Source organism: Paenibacillus oleatilyticus (genome assembly GCF_018998565.1).
Lineage (GTDB): Bacteria > Bacillota > Bacilli > Paenibacillales > NBRC-103111 > Paenibacillus_G > Paenibacillus_G oleatilyticus.
On record NZ_JAHNZO010000017.1, the window covers coordinates 89,062 to 105,826 of the forward strand.

The window sequence follows — 16,765 nt, forward strand, 5'->3', positions numbered from 1 at the left end:
AATATTGAATATAAACCATATTAATGATTGGTCACCCGAATTCAAACACAGTCGGTTCCCTCTAAATGCCGAAATGATTTTAAAATCATCGATTCAACGACCATCGGACTCTGCTTAGAAAAATACAAGTGGGCTGTCTTTCGCACGACTAAAGCCGGCATCAAGGTTCACTTGCGTTTGGTCTTTGTGGATCAAAATGACGTTATTCCTGAAAAAGCCGTGATGACGCCCGCCCGGAAAAGCGACCGCACCCAAATGGATTCACTTATCGATGAGACGGGTGTCACTTATGTGTTTGACCGCGGCTACGTCGATTATTCCACCTTCGACCGATACTGCGATCAAGGCATTTTCTTCGTTACACGGTTGAAGAAAAATGCCATCATTCGTCCGATCTATTCATTCAAACTTCCGCCAGACAGTAAGGTATTAACCGATGAGATCGTGTACATCGGCACTCCACAAAAACGGATGGAGAATGTCTTAAGGCTGATTCACACGGATGATTCGGAAGGAAATCTGTTGGCCATTGTAACCAATCGTTTTGATTTAGATGCCGATGAAATCGGCGAAATGTACCGCAAACGCTGGGCCATCGAGATATTTTTCAAGTGGATGAAACAGCATATCCGAATCAAATCGTTCTATGGAACAAGCGAGCGTGCGGTGATGAATCAAGTTTGGATCACGCTTATCGCTTTCTGCTTATTGGTTTTGGTCAAACAGGAAACAGGAGCATCACATCCCTTATTACTGTTATATCGTTGGCTAAAAGTATTGCTGTGGAAACCGTTTGACACCTGGTTGAATCGGATTAGACGCCAACCTAGCCGAACCTCTGCAGGACGAAGAAAGAAATAGCTTTTACATTGATGTCGTGTAACTCGCCGTTATATATGTATATTTTCACCAAATGGGCAGGATTACCTTAATGGCTACTCTACCTTTTGGGTCATCGAGTAAAAAAGTGAGATATTTTGGTGTCTAACTTTTATGCAACGCTAGTGCAAAAAATAATCAATTTGTGTCTTCCATTTTTGCATAGATTCTCAAAGCTTGCTACGCTTGCATACATAAATCCACTTTAGAGCGGTACATCCAGACGGATCCGTAGCCAAAGATATAGTATGGAGGCTAAATACCATTGACAATTGTAAGTAAGTTTAAGTATGATTTTTATGTTTTTATCAGTGATAATCATTATCACTTTAATAGAGAGGGGCTTACTTGTATATGTTCGCAACAAAGAGAAAGAGCCTGCTTCTGAGCCTGTCTTTACTTATGGCTCTATCCGCCACGATAGCAGGCTGTTCTAAACAGAATCCAGAGACAGCGCCTAGCGCAGCAACTGAAGCTGCTAAAACCGGGAAAAAGGAAGAAACGATTACGATGTCCTGGCCAAGGGATATTGGGCCGATGAATCCGCATTTGTATAACCCATCTCAACTATTTGCTCAATCTATGATCTTTGAACCGCTTGTCATGTATAAGGATGGGAAAATTGTGCCCCATTTGGCGGAGTCATGGGCCATTTCGCCGGATGGCAAGGAATACACGTTCAAACTCCGCAGCAATGTCAAATTCTCTGACGGAACCGCCTTTACGGCAAAGACCGTTAAGAAGAACTTTGATGCGTTTATGAATAATATGAAGCTACATAGCTGGCTGGGTGTTGTCAATGTGCTCGAGAAAACGGAAGCGATCGATGGCTCTACGTTTAAACTAACGCTAAAAGAGGCATATTATCCGACCTTGTACGATCTTGCCGTCGTTCGTCCTGTACGTTTTCTTGCTGAATCGGGCTTTCCTGACGACGGCGACACTTCTAAAGGCGTGAAGAACCCGATTGGAACCGGACCTTGGGTGCTCAGCGATTATAAGAAAGATGAGTATGCGGTATTTACTCCAAATCAGAACTATTGGGGGGACAAACCAAAGGTTGACAAGGTTGTCGTTAAAGTAATTCCAGATGCGGAAACACGTGTACTTGCATTTGAAAAAGGGGATTTGGATCTTATTTTCGGTGAAGGTCTGATTAGCTTTGACGCCTATAAACAGCTTGAAAAATCGGGTAAATATGCAACTAAGCTATCCGAGCCGGTTGGAACCAGAAATCTGGTCCTTAATACGATGAATGAAAAGCTTGCGGATCTGCGCGTTCGTCAGGCTCTTCACCAAGGATTTAACAAGAAAGCAATGGTTGAAGGCGTGACTTTGGGGATGGAGGAAAAAGCTGACAATATTTTGCCGAAAAACCTGCCATATGCCAATATTGACGTAAAGCCAGTTGAGTACAATGTGGAAAAAGCGAAAGCTTTATTAGAAGAGGCGGGTTGGAAGCTCCCTGCGGGAAAAACGGTTCGCGAAAAAGACGGGAAAGCACTTGAGCTCGAATTGCTTTATGAAAAAGCTGACTTAACTCAAAAAGCAATGGCAGAAACACTGCAAGCCGAATGGTCTGCTATCGGAGTCAAATTGAATATTACCGGTGTTGAACTCACTGTCTACATTCAACGTAGAAAAGCCAATCAATTTGATATGAATTTCTATTCTAATTTCGGGGCACCGTATGACCCGCATTCCTTCATGACTGGAGTTGTCCAGAAAGGTTTCGGACTTTCAGATCCATTACAGGCTCTACCTATGAAGGCTGAGATTGACCAGAAAATCAAAGAAGGTATGAAAATAACCGATGAGAAAGCCCGTACAGAGTTGTTTGGTTCGGTTCTCACTACATTACAGGAGCAGTCATCTATCATTCCGGTCTCCTATATTAAGAAGATAGCTGTTTATCAAAAAGAGGTAAGCATCGTTAATTTCCCGTCCAATCGTGATGAGCATCCTTTTTACGGGATCGACAAGAAGGAGTAAAATTGAAGGAGGCAATACATGGGCATATATATCGGGAAACGAATTCTTAGCATTATTCCAATTGTTCTATTTGCCTCGTTTCTCATGTTTGTCATGATTAAACTGGGACCGGTGGACCCGGCCGAAGCCTATTTGGCCGCGGCCCACATTCATCCCGACGATGAAGTGTTGGCTGAAAAAAGACATGAATTTGGCTTGGATAAGCCCTTAATTGTTCAATATGCTCAATCTGTGATCAAGATGTGCCGACTCGATTTCGGCATGTCTTATATTTCTAATGAGCCCGTTTGGCAGGAAGTTATGCTGAGGATGCCGGCAACGATTCAGCTCGCCTTCAGCAGTATGATTCTCGCTATCCTCGTAAGTGTGCCAATTGGCTTTTTATCTGCGATTTATAAAAATGGTGTGATCGATTATTTGAGTAGGGTGCTTGCCTATATTGGCGCTTGTATTCCAATTTTTTGGCTTGGGTACTTATTGGTTTTCTTCTTTTCGGTTAAACTCGATTGGCTCCCCGTAGAAGGCAGAGGGTCTTGGCAGCATCTTGTACTTCCGTCGGTAACGCTGGCGCTGTGGCTGATCGCGATTTATACGCGCTTGCTTCGAACGACGGTGTTAGAGGAATTACAGGAGTCTTACATTCGCTATGCCAGAGCAAGAGGGATAAAAGAGAGAATGATCATGCTCAAATATGTGCTGAGAATTGCAATTGCACCTATGATCACAGGTCTGGGCATGAATTTGGGGAAATTGCTAACGGGAGCGATTATCGTAGAGCAGGTATTCTCTTGGCCCGGATTTGGGCGCTACTTTGTTCAGTCCATTGTAAACCGCGATATTCCGGTGATACAATGCTACGTATTGCTTTCGGTTTGCTTTGTTGTTGGATGTAACCTCCTTGTAGATCTGCTCCAATTGTACATGGATCCCCGGATTTCGCGGAAAGGAAGGGCTCACCAATGATTGGCAGATTACGCAGAGGTATCAAAAGTCAGAAGGCGATAGCCATATGCACAATCATTATCGTTTTTTTCTTTTTAATTAGTGTATTAGCTCCATGGATTTCACCCCATGATCCGATTCAAGTGAATTTAGCAATCAAGCTTCAAGCTCCCTCTTGGGAATACCCTCTTGGGACGGATCAGTTAGGTCGATGTAATCTATCAAGACTCCTTCATGGTGCGCGTGTATCGTTAGGATTTGCTTCATTAATTTTCATAGCCTCCCTGACTTTTGGATTATTCATCGGGACAGTTGCCGGTTATAGAGGAGGTTGGCTGGATGCAGTACTGATGCGGTTGTGTGAGGGGGTAATGGCGTTCCCAAATCTCGTATTGGTACTAGGTTTAGTAGGTATATTCGGCCCAGGTTTACCGCAATTAGTGATGGCTTTAATGATGGTGCAATGGGTGTATTATGCGCGCATGTTTCGTAATATGGTTGTCAGTTTGAAGGAACGGAATTTTATTACGGCAGCACGGGTAAGCGGCTCCTCCCAGTGGCAAATCATTAGAAGGCACATGATTCCTAACATTTTGCCTCCGATTGTTGTTATCGGCACACTCGAAATGGGATGGGCGATCATGGACATCTCTGCCATGTCATTCCTGGGATTAGGTATTCAGCCGCCAACTCCAGAGTGGGGGGCTATGGTAAATGAAGGGAAACAATTTATAAGAAATCATCCGCAGCTGATGCTCTATCCCGGATTACTGATCGTTGTCGTTGTGGCGACTTTTAATATTTTGGGCGAAGCTTTATCAGAGCGTTTTGGTGTAAAACGAGGCTTCTAAAAGAAGGAATGAGCGTATTGGTAGAACAAACAAGCCCTGTATTGCAGGTGAAGGACCTGAAGGTGGCCGTAAAGACGGAGCGGGGAAATCTGCCGCTTGTACATGCTATCGATTTTGAACTTAAACCGGGTCGTGTACTTGGTCTTGTAGGGGAAAGCGGTAGCGGCAAAACCGTCACTTCGTTATCTTTATTGCAGATGCTGGATCGAAAAACGACCACCATCGAAGGCAGTATCCGTTTAAGAACACGTGAGCTGAACGGACTTAAAGACGATGAAATGCGCTGTATAAGAGGGAAAGAGATTGCACTTATTATGCAGAATCCGATGAATGCATTCTCACCTGTATATACAATAGGTACTCAATTCATAGATACGATTCGCACCCATACCAAGCTTAACAAAAAGCAAGCTGCGGAATTGGCCATCAGTTCGATGATGGACGTAAATTTATCAACTCCCTCAGAGCTATTGCGAAAGTACCCGTTCGAATTGAGCGGAGGCATGCTTCAGCGAGTGATGATAGCCTTAAGCGTGTGCTTGAAGCCATCGGTTATTATTGCAGACGAGCCTACGACTGCGCTGGATGTGACGAATCAGCTTCAGGTGCTGCGGCTATTAAACCGAGTGCGGCAAGCGCATGGAACATCGATCTTATTGATATCTCATGATTTAGGTGTCATCGCAGAATTGGCTGATGATGTTGCTGTCATGCAGCATGGTCGGATTGTTGAGCAGGCTAATGTATTTGAGCTGTTTGATCACCCTAAGCATACGTACACCAAAACATTGCTTGCTGCAAGACCCATGCTTCAAATAAGTCCGCAGATGGCTAACTGTATATGGTCATGATTAGGAATAGAGGTGAGTAAAATGACATTGCTTCAAGTGAGCGAGGTAACTCATGCTTACTCTTCTTCTAATTTTTTCAGACGTCCCAAAGGGAATGCGAACGTTCTGTTCAACGTATCGCTTAGGATCGAAGAAGGGACGTGTCTGGGACTTCTGGGAGCGAGTGGAGCGGGAAAAAGCACCCTTGGCAGGGTCATTCTAGGTTTGGAAAAACCGAAGAAAGGTCATGTTCTTTTTCAAGGACATGATCTGTATAAGTTGGATTCGAAAACCCGTAGGCAGCTTCGCCGAAACCTCCAGGTTGTTTTCCAGGATTGTTACTCCTCGGTTAATCCTAGGATGACAGCCGAACAAATCATTGGTGAGCCGTTGGACAACTACGAGACTTTGTCGGTCCAGGAGCGAAAACGGGCTGTCGGAGAGCTATTGGAACGCGTCGGATTAAGCTCCATGGACATGGGGAAGTATCCGCATCAATTCAGCGGAGGCCAGCTGCAGCGAATCAATATAGCAAGGGCTATTGCCTTAAAACCGAAGATGATTGTACTGGATGAGCCGGTAAGCAGCCTGGATATGGTGAATCAAACGAATATTTTGCATTTGCTAAAGGACTTGAGGTCAACGTTTGGTTTGTCCTATTTGTTTATCACCCATGATATTAAAGCGGCTTACACGATTTCCGACGCATTGGCTGTAATGGAGAAAGGACAGGTGGCCGAATACTGTGAGAATAAAGAGCAGTTTCTGCTGTCGTCTCACCCTGCTGTGAAAGGCTTACTGGGGGCTATGCTTTCGGAACATCCACGTTATCGCTCTAAGGAGTGTTAATTTACAAAGCATGAGAATGTTTTCGTACAAATGGGTGCAATCCGTTTACCAATTGAAGAAAATAGGGTATCCTTGTCCATGGGCTTAATCCTTTTCAGTGGATTATGGACAGGAACTACCTGCCATTTCATTGTAAAGGATTCAGAGAAAATTAATGCAACGCCAGTGCTTCACGGTACTAATTTTTAACCTTATACAATAATTAGTGCATCTGGATTGAACGAAATCATTCACGGGTCGCGATCTCAAGAGCCGCCTTCAAGAAGTCAGCTTGAGAAATCTCCCCCCTTAGCCGCTTCCGGATTAATTCCTGACCCTCTTCCGGCATCACAAGCCCTTCGATAGCCAGACTAGCCTGCGCTTGGCGCATCGCTGCATGAATGTCTTTATCCGATGCAGTTGCTACCGGATCATGACTAAGAGTCCCCTCGCGCTGGAGCTCTTGCTGTTCCAGTTGATTCAGGCGCTGGAACGTATCCACATTCCTATTTTCCGTAATATACTTAGGTAGAGATTTCGCTTTTTTCCGCACTTCGCCGAATTTCTTTGAGGCTTCCGAAGAAGAAACCAACTGGTCAACATGGAACGTTGGCTTAAACACGGATGTATCCACTTGTCCGTCTCCTTTGTCAGCAAAATAATCGTACTTAACTTTTTATACCATGAAAGTCCCCCCCTTCCATCCTCCCCCTCTTGTATCTCCCCCGATAAATATGTCAATATCAAGGATAGGCCGATGACCGGGCATCCGGGGATGGCTTTGCGAAATAACTTTGACGGGAAGAAGGGCTGCGTCTCTATGCATTTTCAACAACTTGCCGCGATGATTCCGGTGTTCGAGAGCGTCGAATCCTCTACGGCTTCCCGGCTCATTGACTGTGGCCCGGACAGCCACCGGATCATCATTGTCCTCCGCGGACACGTTACTTTGTCAGCCCAAGGCCAAGAGCCGGTCGTCGTCACGCAGGGCTTCGCCTGCCATCCGGCGCACAGCCCTTTCGATCTCCAAGTGCCGAAGACGAAGGAGGCCGAGTACGCCGTCATCACCTACCGCGTATTCCCGGAGAGCAGCGCTTGGACGCTCTATGGCCCGCTTCGCACGCACAGCGAAGTGAAGATCAAATACATGCTGGACGAGCTCATCCGCACCGCCGAGGAGATCCGCACCGACTCCGAAGAGGAGGAAGCCGTGCAGTTGTTCCGAAAGCGTCTCATTATGGAGCGAATCTTGTTTATATTTCTGTACGAAACGCACATGAGACAAGAGGAGCCGTCGTCCGACCTCGCGATCAAGGAATCCCTCTCCTATATCAACGAGCACTATATGCTGAAGCTCACGCTCCCGATGCTCGCCCAGCGAGCCGGAATGAGCGACGGACATTACACGGTGCTGTTCAAAAAGCATACCGGAACGACCATGACCCACTATTTACGCCGTCTCCGCATCCGGAAGGCACAGCAGATGTTTCTGCAAACCCGTCTGCCCGCCAAAGAAATTGCGCAGCGGGTCGGCTTCGCTGACTATTTTCATTTCAGCCGCATTTTCAAGCAGGAAGTGGGCTGTTCCCCGACGGCCTTTCAACGGAACCGGTCCGAAATCTAAAAATATAACATGCCCCATCCTAAAATTGGACATGGTCTAAGAACGAAGATGCGACTACAATAAGTTGAGAATAATTATCATTATCATGGGGGATAGCAACATGCACCTTTGGATCAACCGTACACTGCGCACCACCTTGCTGCTCGTCTTCGTCATCGCGCTTGCCGCTTGCGGCCAACCGGCTTCGAATCCAGCCCAATCGGGCCAAACCGGCGGACAAGCCGCCGCTCCCAAAGACGAGAAAATTACCGTGGAGGACGCGACCGGAACCGTCACCCTGCCGAAAAAGCCCGAACGTATCGTGACGATGGATTTCAGCTTCACCGATATGCTGGTAACGCTTGGCGTGCAGCCGGTCGGGATTGCCGACGACGGTACGCCCGAGCTGTTCATGGACTCCGTCAAAAGCCAGCTGAAACAATATACCTCCGTCGGGTCCCGCTACGAGCCGAACATCGAATTGATCAGCTCGCTGAAGCCTGACCTGATTATCGTCGATATCAACAAGCACAAAAATGCGCTGACCCAACTGAAAGCCATTGCGCCGATTCTCGTGCTGAACGATTTTCAAGCCGACTACGACCAAATGCTGAAAAACTACATGATCGCCGCCAAAGCCGTCGGCAAGGAAGAGGAAGGGAAAAAGCGCCTGCAGGAGCATCAGACGAAAATGGAGCAGGCCAAGAAGAAAATCAGCCGCGCTGCATCGACCGTACTCCCGGCTGTCGTGAATCCGAAAGGCTTCTTCGCCCACTCGGATCACTCTTACACCGGCTCCATTGTGAAAATGCTGGGCTTCACCGATCCCGTCAAGAACGACGCCGCTTATCCGCAGCTAACTTTGGAGCAGCTTGTGGAAACGAACCCGCAAGTGCTGTTCCTGATGCCTACGGATAAAGTAACGATCGTGAATCAATGGGAAAGCAACCCGTTATGGAAAAAAATCGACGCCGTCGCGGGCAACAAAGTGTTTACGGTGGAACGGCGCGACTGGTCGCTGTCCCGCGGCATGCTCGGATCGGAGAAAATCGCGGAAGATATCGTGAAGCAATTGGGAGAATAACTTAAATGGATCGCATTGTCCAATCGATGAAGCAGCAGAGCCGGACCCGGTTTCTGCTCTTCCTTTTTTCCATTTCGATTCTCATCTTGGCCGCAGGATTGCTGTTCAGCTTGAAATGGGGACAGGCTCAAATCTCGTGGCGCACGCTCTATGAAGCGCTGACCTATCAAGGCCAGGACAAAAATCATCTCTATATCCAAACGCTGCGCCTGCCCCGCACGCTGACGGCATGCATCGTAGGCATGCTGCTGGCGTTAGCCGGGCTGCTGACCCAGCTCGCCACGAAAAACCCGCTGGCGTCCCCGCATGTGTTCGGCATTAACGCCGGAGCGTCCTTGGCCGTCGTGTTCGGATTGCTGGCGGTCGCGGAACTGTCGATTATCGGCTCGATGCTGTTTGCTTTTGCAGGAGCGGCGGCCGGGGCGCTGCTGGTCTGGTCGTTGACCGGTAATGAGCATAAGCAGTATGTCCGGTTGGCTTTGGCGGGGATTACGGTTCATTTTCTGCTCGCGTCCTTGACGGAAGGTCTGATTATCCTCAATCAGTATTCAACGGAGAGCATGATCTTCTGGCTCGTCGGGTCGGTGAATCAGGCGGGATGGCCGGAGGTTCGCATGATCCTGCCGTTCTTCCTCGGCAGTCTGCTGCTGCTGGCCGTCATGCTCCCTTCCTTCCGCCTGCTGCTGATCGATGATGAGATCGCCGCCGGATTGGGTCAACGGGTCGCGGTCGTCCGGGGCATCGCCGTGCTGCTCGTCTTGCTCATGGCCGGATCGGCGGTCGCGGTATGCGGGCCGATCGGGTTCGTCTGCCTGATCGTTCCCCACATCGCCCGCGCCTTGGCCGGCAGCCGTATGGGCGTTCTCGTACCGCTCACCGCGCTGCTTGGCGGCTCGCTGCTCGTCTATGCCGACTTGCTCAGCCGCATGATCGCGTTCCCGTTCGAATCCCCCGTAGGCATTGTCACGGCAGTGATTGGCGGTCCGTTCTTCGTTTATTTGGCCCGGCGCAAAGGAGGGACCAACCGGTGAAAAAAGGCTTCGTACTTGGCGCCGCATTGCTAATCATGATCCTGTTGGCCGTTGTGTCCGTCGCGGTCGGAGCCGTCTCCGTTCCCGTGCGGGACATCGGACCGAGCTTACTGTCCGCAAACGGCCCGTTTTATTTTATCGTTCATGAGGTTCGGCTGCCGCGGGTGATCGTGGGCATTCTGGCAGGTTTCGGGCTTGCGGTCAGCGGCGTCATTCTCCAAAGCCTGGTCCGCAATCCGCTCGCCAGTCCCGACGTGATCGGGATTACGAAAGGAGCCGGATTGTCGGCGGCGGCGGTCATCTTCCTGTTTCCCCAATCGCCGGGGTACGTCATTCCGGCAGCGGCTTTTGCCGGAGCGATCGGGGCCTTTGTTATCCTCATGCTGCTGAGCCGCAGATTGACGTTAAGCCCCGCGTCTCTGGCTCTGGTCGGCGTAGCCGTCGGCGCCGTCTTTCAGGCCGGCATCCAGTACTTGATCGTGACCCACCCGACCAACGTCAACATGGCGCTGCTGTGGATGTCGGGCAGCTTGTGGAGCCGAGGCTGGCGAGAGGTATTTTCTCTCCTTCCTTGGATCGCCGTGTTCCTGCCGCTCGCCTGGGGGAGCTTTGCGAAGCTGAATGTATTTCAATTGGGGGATGAGACGAGCGCTTCCCTCGGCTTAAACGTCGTTCGTCAGCGGTTCTGGCTCCTGCTGTTGGCGGTTGCTCTCGCCGGGATTTCCGTATCGGCGGTCGGAGCCATCGGGTTCGTCGGGCTGATCGCGCCGCATATGGCCCGCAGCCTTGTTGGCGGCCGGCATCAGTGGCTCATTCCGCTCGCCGCGCTAATCGGGGCCGACCTGATGCTGCTCGGTGACTGCCTCGGCCGCATCATCGTGATTCCGCGGGAAGTGCCGGTCGGCATCATGACCGCGATTATCGGCGCGCCTTATTTTGTCTATTTGCTGCGCAAAGAGCGCGTACGGAGGCTGCGGTAATACTTAACCCCTGCTATTGAAGCTATGGCATGCCATGCTTTGATGTGCAGGGGTTTTCCTATCGCGGGACTGAGCATGGCCAGAGTAATATAGTAACCATAGGGGGCGAGTGAAGTGTTGAAATGCAACTTGAGAAAGCTCATGGCGGAGCATCGAATCGACGATATATCCGATTTAATGAGGTTATCGGGAATCAGTCGAAATTCGATCAATAAGCTATACCGGGAAACGAATATCGAAACAACAAAGCTAGAAACGTTATTTAAGCTGTGCGATACCTTCCAATGCACCTTGTCCGACTTCATTGAATATGAACCTGAAGGCAAAAACGAGGTGTAATAAAAGGAGCTTCCCGTGACCAACGGAAAAGCTCCTTTTCGTATGAGTGCAGAATCCTTGCTTCTTTTCTCAAGCACCACGCCCGCTCCGAGCTCGGCAACACGCTCGGCCAGACATAGCGAGACATAGGGAGTTATACGTTGCATGACGTAAAATGCCGTGATAAAATAAAGACAACGTCAACGTTGTTTTGAAGCTAACCGTATAAGAAAATCGAGTTCACCCGTATACTAAAAAGAGCCTTCACCGCTGCGAACGGTAAAGACTCTTAGGACCCGAAAGGCTGTGGATCACCACGGCGCGCCAAAACAAAATCTTGGTTCAGCGAAACCCACCGTAGGCGGTCAACCTATTACGCGGTGGGTTTTCGCTTGTTACGAAACTTACGACGCATCCAGCGATAGAGCTTATGGATACCAAACGCAAGGCTTAGCACCGTCACGATCCAACGCAGCACATCATAAAATGCCACAAGGATGACCATCGGCCTCACCCCCTTTCGGGAGGCTGCGCCGTGGTCCGAAAACATCCACCACTATTCATCGTCCATAGAGTCGATTATAGCATGCTCGCCCCTGTTCCTCTACTAAACTTTCAAAGATCTTCCACATGAACTGGAAAGTAAAAAAGAGCTTCCCGTTGACAACCGAGAAGCTCCTTGGCGCATAAGTGCAGTCCCCCTTCCTTTCAGCGTCTTACCCTACTTTTACCTGCGAGATATACTTCACGATCTCGTCCGCCGCTTGCCGGGCCCCGCCACCCGTGCGCAGCGATTCGCCGACCCGGGCCGCCGCTTCGCGGTAGGAAGGCGTCCCCAGCACCCGGTTCACCGTATCGCGCAGCAGGTCGGCTGTCAGTTCCGTTTTATTAAGCGCAACGCCCGCTCCGAGTTCGGCCACACGTTCGGCCACCTTCGGCTGATCGGCTCCTTGCGGGACCAGCACCAGCGGCAGTCCGTGCGACAAGCCTTCGTTCGTGCTGTTCATTCCGCCGTGGGTAATGAATAAACGGGCGTGCTGAAGCACTTCAAGCTGCGGCACATAAGGACGGACGATAAAATTGTCCGGGATGTCGCCGAGCGACTCGATCTCGGTCTCCCGACCGACCGACATCACGATCGTATTACCGGAACCGCCGAACGCTTTCAAACAATTTCGGTAAAAATCAATATCCTTGTTGAACGCCGTCCCCAGCGAAATGTAAATGACGGATTTCCCCGCAAGCTCAGGCATCTCGGGCTCTGCCTGCAGACGCGCGGACACGGAAGGGCCTACAAATTTGTAGCTGTCGTCAAAGTCGTCTCCCCTTGGCTGGAACAATCGGGAGGTATATACGATCGTCATCGGCTCGGGGTTGAAGAACGCCTCATAAGGCGAGCGGACAACATAGCCGTAGTCGCGCCGGAGCTTGGCCGTCAAGCGGTCGAAGTCCGCTTGCGCCTGTTCGGCCGAACCGGAAGAAGAAGCAGCATCGAGATGCTCTATAAAGCGGTGAAAATGCGCTTCCGTCTGCGCAAAAGACGTGCTGGAGTTGATCGCCGGTAATTGCAGCAAATGAGCCATCAGCCGCCCGCCCCCGAACATGGAGTCGTGTACGATATAATCGAACGGTTTGGCTTTGGCCTCCTCCAAGACTAAGGGAACGAGAGCCTCCGCCCCTTCCAGCATACCGTTAACACGGCCGAACGGATGGATATCGTGCTTCAAGAATCCCTCGAAGAAACGGAAAAAATCGTAGGCCCGCACCTCGGCCCCTACCTTCTCCAGACGCTCTCTGAAATTTTCCGTTGTGAAATAAACGACCTCATTTCCGCGCTGAACCAGCTCCTGCACGACACTTACCGTGGGGTTCACATGTCCTTCCGCCCCGCCATTCATAAATAAAATACGTGCCACGATTCATTCAGCCTCCTTCGCCCCTCATTTATTTGGGACTATATTCCATTTTATCACTTTTTAATCTCCGATGGGAATGCCAAAGGATTCATGTTTCGTTGCCCAAGCCCGGGATGCCGCCGCTAATTCAACATGGTGCCGAAGGCGGAAAAACCCGCCTATCTATCCATGGGCGGGTTTAATATATCTATGAAATTAGCCATTCATATTTTGATTATCCAAAATCTCTTTGTCCTCGGCGTTATCGCGGGTCACCTTTTGCACCCCGATCGCACTATAGGAAATCAGCAGCATAACGGCAATGTAGTAGCCTTTTACGTTCAGTTCGAACGGCGCGTTAAACAAACCGATGAAAAACATAGCGAATCCGATGACCAACCCTGCGACTGCCATTCCTGTGAAAGCGGGCGTGTTACGCATGCGGTGCTTTGGATTTTCGTTTCTTAACTCCTTATCCTCGGCGTTGTCGCGGACCACCTTCTGGGTCGCGATACTGGTGATGATAATTAAGAACATGCATAGCAAGTAGTACCCTTTTACGTTCAATTCCCAATCCGCATTGTAGATGCCAAGACAATATAAGAATATGCCTGCGGCCAGTGCAAAGTACGAAGCTGCGGTAAAAGCTGCGGTGTTACGTTTTTGATATTTTGGGTACATGGGCGGACACTCCTCTTGAGGTTACGAACGACTAATACGCGAATCTTTAGTTCGTCGTTAGAATTGGTTGCCTTTTACAGATATATTAACTTACCGGTTACTATGTGAAAAGTCTTATTTTCATCTAGTACTGGATAAGCTGTTGGGTAACCGTCAAGCGGCGGGTACCTTCTCTAAATGAAGGGATATGTTAGTTGAATGCGTTCTATACCGAGCCGCAACAAAAAAAAGCGCCGACGTTGTTACGCCGCGCGCTTTTTCCTGCATTACTTACTCCGCTTCCCCGACATGCTCCTTGCAGAAAGCTTTTACAACTTCCAATTCGTCGTCTTCCAGTTCAAAATCAAGCAGCTGCTCCGTCGTCCGCTCGAAAATTTCGTGCTTTACGATGCTGGCCTGGTCCCCGTCCACGCCGTAAATGACCCGGACATATAACCCCTGCTCGGAGTACAGCTCGTCATCCTCTTCAACTTCGATATCCAGTATAAACTCGTACCGTTTGCCGGACAAAATGCCGAATGGGTCTTTCACGAGCTCTACGCTGTAACCGGTAATGGTGAACATAGTATCATCCTTTCTCAACCGCCGAACCTTTATTCCGAACCTTTATATTATACACGAAATTCAGAGAAAGGTTTGATGCCGCCGAGAAATGAATTATAACCCGCTCATGCCGTCCCGAAATTACACCTGCACCATCCAGCCGAGCTTATCTTCGAGCTTCCCGCTCTGGATGCCGGTGAGCGTATCGTACAGCTTCGCGGACAGCTCTCCGGTCTCGCCGCCGTTGATGATCAGCTTCTCGCCGCGCCAATTCAGCTCGCCGACCGGGGAGATGACCGCCGCCGTGCCCGTGCCGAACGCCTCTTCAAGCGTACCCGCCCGGTGTGCTTCGTACAGCTCCTCGATGCTGACCGGCCGCTCTTCGACCGGAACGCCCCAGCTTTGCAGCAATTGAATCATCGAATCGCGCGTGATTCCTTTCAGGATACTGCCGTTCAACGCCGGGGTGATGACCTTCCCGTTGACCTTGAAGAAGACGTTCATGCTCCCGACTTCTTCTACGTACTTCTTATGCACGCCGTCGAGCCACAGCACCTGCGAATACCCTTCCAGCGCGGCTTCCTCCTGCGCCTTGAGACTCGCGGCGTAGTTCCCGGCCGTCTTCGCGCTGCCGGTACCGCCAGGGACGGCGCGGACGAATTCCGACTCGACATGGATTTTGACCGGACGGATGCCTTCGGCATAGTACGCTCCGACCGGCGACATGATGATCATGAAGATATACCGTTTCGAAGCGGCAACGCCCAGCACAGGCTCCGTCGCAATGACGAAAGGACGAATATACAGCGAAGTGCCTTCGTTGTCCGGTACCCAGTCCCGATCCGTTTGGACCAGCTTCTTCAGCCCTTCCAGCGCCAGCTCCACGTCCAGGTGCGGAATGCTCATCCGGTCGTTCGAATGATTCAAGCGCTTGAAGTTTTGATCCGGGCGGAATACCAGAATGCGTCCGTCCGCGGTACGGTACGCTTTCAGCCCTTCGAATACCGTCTGGCCGTAATGAAACACTTTTGCCGCCGGGTCCAAGCTGATCGACTGGTACGGCACGACGCGGGGAGAATGCCACCCGCGGCCTTCCTCATAATCCAGCATAAACATGTGGTCCGTGAATACGGTTCCAAACCCGACTCGGCTTACATCGGGCTTTTGTTTTGGGGCCTTGGTCAGCTCCACTTCGATATTAAGCGCCATTCTTCGCATCTCCTCTTCAAAGGTATATTTCTTATTATATTAGTTGAATGGTATCAGTTCTTCCGATATATTGAAAATATCTGTTTTATTGGAGAACGATACCTTAAAGGTATGAATGAAGGGAGCGGCCCGGGATGGACTTGCGTCAGCTGAGATACTTTTTGGCGATTGTGAAGGAAGGGCAAATTACGCGCGCGGCCAAAGCGCTGAACATGGAGCAGCCCCCGCTCAGCCGGCAGCTCAAGCTGATGGAGGAGGAGCTCGGGGTAACCTTGTTCGACCGGGACGGCAAAAGGCTTCGGCTGACGCATGCGGGAGAGCTGCTGCGGCAGAAGGCGGAAAGCCTGCTGCACCAGTTCAACGAATCGATGCAGGAAGTGAAGGAGCTGGACGAGGGCGTCCAAGGCGTGCTGTCCATCGGCGCCGTCGTCTCGTGCATCTCGCTTCTGCCCCAGCGCATCGAGACGTTCCGGGAGAAGTACCCGGAGGTTACCTTCCGCATCTGGGAGGGCGATCATTTCCTCCTCGGGGAGCAATTGGAGAAACGGAGCGTCGAGCTGATCGTCGCCCGGCTTCCTTTCGAAGCTTCCTCCGAGTCGCAGTCATATGCGGTACGGCCGCTGCCGTCCGATCCGTTCGTCGTCGTCATCCCCGGCAAGTGGCTGCCGGACCCTGCGCAGGAGACGATCCGCATGCAGGAGCTGGCGGACTTCCCGTTTCTGACGCTCAAAACGGACCGGACGACCGGCATGCACGACCGGGTGGTCACCGAGTGCCGCCGTCACGGCTTCGAGCCGCGCATCATCTGCGAGTGCTCCAGCGTCGCGGTCATCATCGCGATGGTCGCGGCCGGCCTCGGGGCGACGGTGCTGCCGAAGTCCGTCATGACGGCGTTCCCTCTCCCGTCGATCCGGACGCTTCCGCTGGCCGATGCCGATTTTCAATCCGATGTCGGCATTCTGTGGCTCAACAACCGCTATTTGTCCAGAGCCGCCCGCCGCTTTATCGATCATTTTCTGGAGTAACGGCCTGACCACTCCGCCCCACCCAGCCCAAAAAAAGGAATTATCGGGCGGGCCGGCGAAGTTTTCCTTGTCAT

Annotated in this window: 18 protein-coding genes; 12 read left to right on the forward strand and 6 right to left on the reverse strand. The window is 50.7% G+C overall.

Going from position 1 to position 16,765, the window contains the following annotated elements:
• Positions 1–27: 27 nt before the first annotated feature.
• The 6 genes from KQX66_RS21390 to nikE all read left to right on the forward strand — a co-directional run bounded on the left by KQX66_RS21390 (position 28) and on the right by nikE (position 6,343).
• Positions 28–861, forward strand: a complete 834-nt coding sequence (locus tag KQX66_RS21390; RefSeq protein WP_216794836.1) for an IS4 family transposase — start codon at positions 28–30, stop codon at positions 859–861.
• Between the two features lie 372 nt (positions 862–1,233).
• Positions 1,234–2,871: a nickel ABC transporter substrate-binding protein gene (gene nikA / locus KQX66_RS21395; protein ID WP_216794837.1), complete on the forward strand. Its 1,638-nt coding sequence runs from the start codon at positions 1,234–1,236 to the stop codon at positions 2,869–2,871.
• A gap of 18 nt (positions 2,872–2,889) precedes the next feature.
• A complete protein-coding gene (nikB, locus tag KQX66_RS21400; RefSeq protein ID WP_216794838.1) occupies positions 2,890–3,834 on the forward strand; it encodes a nickel ABC transporter permease subunit NikB in 945 nt (314 codons plus the stop codon).
• A complete protein-coding gene (gene nikC / locus KQX66_RS21405) occupies positions 3,831–4,664 on the forward strand; it encodes a nickel ABC transporter permease subunit NikC (protein WP_216794839.1) in 834 nt (277 codons plus the stop codon). Before nikB ends, nikC begins: the two co-directional genes overlap by 4 nt.
• A 17-nt stretch (positions 4,665–4,681) precedes the next feature.
• Complete coding sequence (locus tag KQX66_RS21410; RefSeq protein ID WP_216794840.1) at positions 4,682–5,515, forward strand: ABC transporter ATP-binding protein; 834 nt, start codon at positions 4,682–4,684, stop codon at positions 5,513–5,515.
• Positions 5,516–5,536: 21 nt separating this feature from the next.
• Positions 5,537–6,343, forward strand: coding sequence for a nickel import ATP-binding protein NikE (gene nikE / locus KQX66_RS21415; protein ID WP_216794841.1), 807 nt, complete (start codon positions 5,537–5,539; stop codon positions 6,341–6,343).
• 226 nt (positions 6,344–6,569) lie between these two features.
• Here nikE and KQX66_RS21420 read toward each other — a convergent pair whose 3' ends face one another.
• Entirely contained in the window at positions 6,570–6,956 is a 387-nt protein-coding gene (locus KQX66_RS21420) for an antitoxin VbhA family protein (protein WP_216794909.1), read from the reverse strand.
• Between the two features lie 186 nt (positions 6,957–7,142).
• On the opposite strand from KQX66_RS21420, the gene KQX66_RS21425 reads away from it, so the two are divergent.
• From KQX66_RS21425 to KQX66_RS21445, 5 genes are all read left to right on the forward strand, one after another.
• Positions 7,143–7,946 (forward strand): AraC family transcriptional regulator, encoded by an 804-nt coding sequence (locus KQX66_RS21425; RefSeq protein WP_216794842.1) that lies wholly within the window; start codon positions 7,143–7,145, stop codon positions 7,944–7,946.
• A 100-nt stretch (positions 7,947–8,046) separates the two neighbouring features.
• Positions 8,047–9,009 (forward strand): ABC transporter substrate-binding protein, encoded by a 963-nt coding sequence (locus KQX66_RS21430; protein WP_216794843.1) that lies wholly within the window; start codon positions 8,047–8,049, stop codon positions 9,007–9,009.
• A 5-nt stretch (positions 9,010–9,014) separates the two neighbouring features.
• Entirely contained in the window at positions 9,015–10,040 is a 1,026-nt protein-coding gene (locus KQX66_RS21435) for a FecCD family ABC transporter permease (RefSeq protein WP_216794844.1), read from the forward strand.
• The gene (locus KQX66_RS21440) at positions 10,037–11,020 is read left to right on the forward strand and encodes a FecCD family ABC transporter permease (protein ID WP_216794845.1); all 984 of its coding nucleotides are present in this window, start codon (positions 10,037–10,039) and stop codon (positions 11,018–11,020) included. The genes KQX66_RS21435 and KQX66_RS21440 overlap by 4 nt, the downstream gene beginning before the upstream one ends.
• A gap of 114 nt (positions 11,021–11,134) precedes the next feature.
• Positions 11,135–11,359 (forward strand): helix-turn-helix domain-containing protein, encoded by a 225-nt coding sequence (locus KQX66_RS21445; protein ID WP_308647255.1) that lies wholly within the window; start codon positions 11,135–11,137, stop codon positions 11,357–11,359.
• Between the two features lie 352 nt (positions 11,360–11,711).
• Here the strand turns inward: KQX66_RS21445 and KQX66_RS37835 are convergent, their stop codons facing one another.
• The 5 genes from KQX66_RS37835 to KQX66_RS21465 form a co-directional block, all read right to left on the reverse strand.
• A complete protein-coding gene (locus tag KQX66_RS37835; protein WP_284439830.1) occupies positions 11,712–11,843 on the reverse strand; it encodes a hypothetical protein in 132 nt (43 codons plus the stop codon).
• A 211-nt stretch (positions 11,844–12,054) separates the two neighbouring features.
• Complete coding sequence (locus tag KQX66_RS21450) at positions 12,055–13,254, reverse strand: macrolide family glycosyltransferase (RefSeq protein ID WP_216794846.1); 1,200 nt, start codon at positions 13,252–13,254, stop codon at positions 12,055–12,057.
• 195 nt (positions 13,255–13,449) lie between these two features.
• Positions 13,450–13,914: a YiaA/YiaB family inner membrane protein gene (locus KQX66_RS21455; protein ID WP_216794847.1), complete on the reverse strand. Its 465-nt coding sequence runs from the start codon at positions 13,912–13,914 to the stop codon at positions 13,450–13,452.
• A gap of 270 nt (positions 13,915–14,184) precedes the next feature.
• Entirely contained in the window at positions 14,185–14,478 is a 294-nt protein-coding gene (locus tag KQX66_RS21460; RefSeq protein ID WP_216794848.1) for a DUF6509 family protein, read from the reverse strand.
• A gap of 120 nt (positions 14,479–14,598) precedes the next feature.
• Positions 14,599–15,666 carry a branched-chain amino acid aminotransferase gene (locus KQX66_RS21465; RefSeq protein ID WP_216794849.1) on the reverse strand — a complete coding sequence of 356 codons (1,068 nt, stop codon included), beginning with the start codon at positions 15,664–15,666 and terminating at the stop codon, positions 14,599–14,601.
• Positions 15,667–15,800: 134 nt separating this feature from the next.
• On the opposite strand from KQX66_RS21465, the gene KQX66_RS21470 reads away from it, so the two are divergent.
• Entirely contained in the window at positions 15,801–16,691 is an 891-nt protein-coding gene (locus KQX66_RS21470; protein ID WP_216794850.1) for a LysR family transcriptional regulator, read from the forward strand.
• Positions 16,692–16,765 lie beyond the last annotated feature (74 nt).

Excerpts from the sequence above, each read along its gene's own strand:
- nikA (WP_216794837.1), top strand. The coding sequence starts at position 1,234 with ATGTTCGCAACAAAGAGAAAGAGCCTGCTTCTGAGCCTGTCTTTACTT.
- nikB (WP_216794838.1), top strand. The coding sequence starts at position 2,890 with ATGGGCATATATATCGGGAAACGAATTCTTAGCATTATTCCAATTGTT.
- nikC (WP_216794839.1), top strand. The coding sequence starts at position 3,831 with ATGATTGGCAGATTACGCAGAGGTATCAAAAGTCAGAAGGCGATAGCC.
- nikE (WP_216794841.1), top strand. The coding sequence starts at position 5,537 with ATGACATTGCTTCAAGTGAGCGAGGTAACTCATGCTTACTCTTCTTCT.
- KQX66_RS21425 (WP_216794842.1), top strand. The coding sequence starts at position 7,143 with ATGCATTTTCAACAACTTGCCGCGATGATTCCGGTGTTCGAGAGCGTC.
- KQX66_RS21430 (WP_216794843.1), top strand. The coding sequence starts at position 8,047 with ATGCACCTTTGGATCAACCGTACACTGCGCACCACCTTGCTGCTCGTC.
- KQX66_RS21435 (WP_216794844.1), top strand. The coding sequence starts at position 9,015 with ATGGATCGCATTGTCCAATCGATGAAGCAGCAGAGCCGGACCCGGTTT.
- KQX66_RS37835 (WP_284439830.1), bottom strand. The coding sequence starts at position 11,843 with ATGGTCATCCTTGTGGCATTTTATGATGTGCTGCGTTGGATCGTGACG.
- KQX66_RS21455 (WP_216794847.1), bottom strand. The coding sequence starts at position 13,914 with ATGTACCCAAAATATCAAAAACGTAACACCGCAGCTTTTACCGCAGCT.
- KQX66_RS21460 (WP_216794848.1), bottom strand. The coding sequence starts at position 14,478 with ATGTTCACCATTACCGGTTACAGCGTAGAGCTCGTGAAAGACCCATTC.
- KQX66_RS21465 (WP_216794849.1), bottom strand. The coding sequence starts at position 15,666 with ATGGCGCTTAATATCGAAGTGGAGCTGACCAAGGCCCCAAAACAAAAG.
- KQX66_RS21470 (WP_216794850.1), top strand. The coding sequence starts at position 15,801 with ATGGACTTGCGTCAGCTGAGATACTTTTTGGCGATTGTGAAGGAAGGG.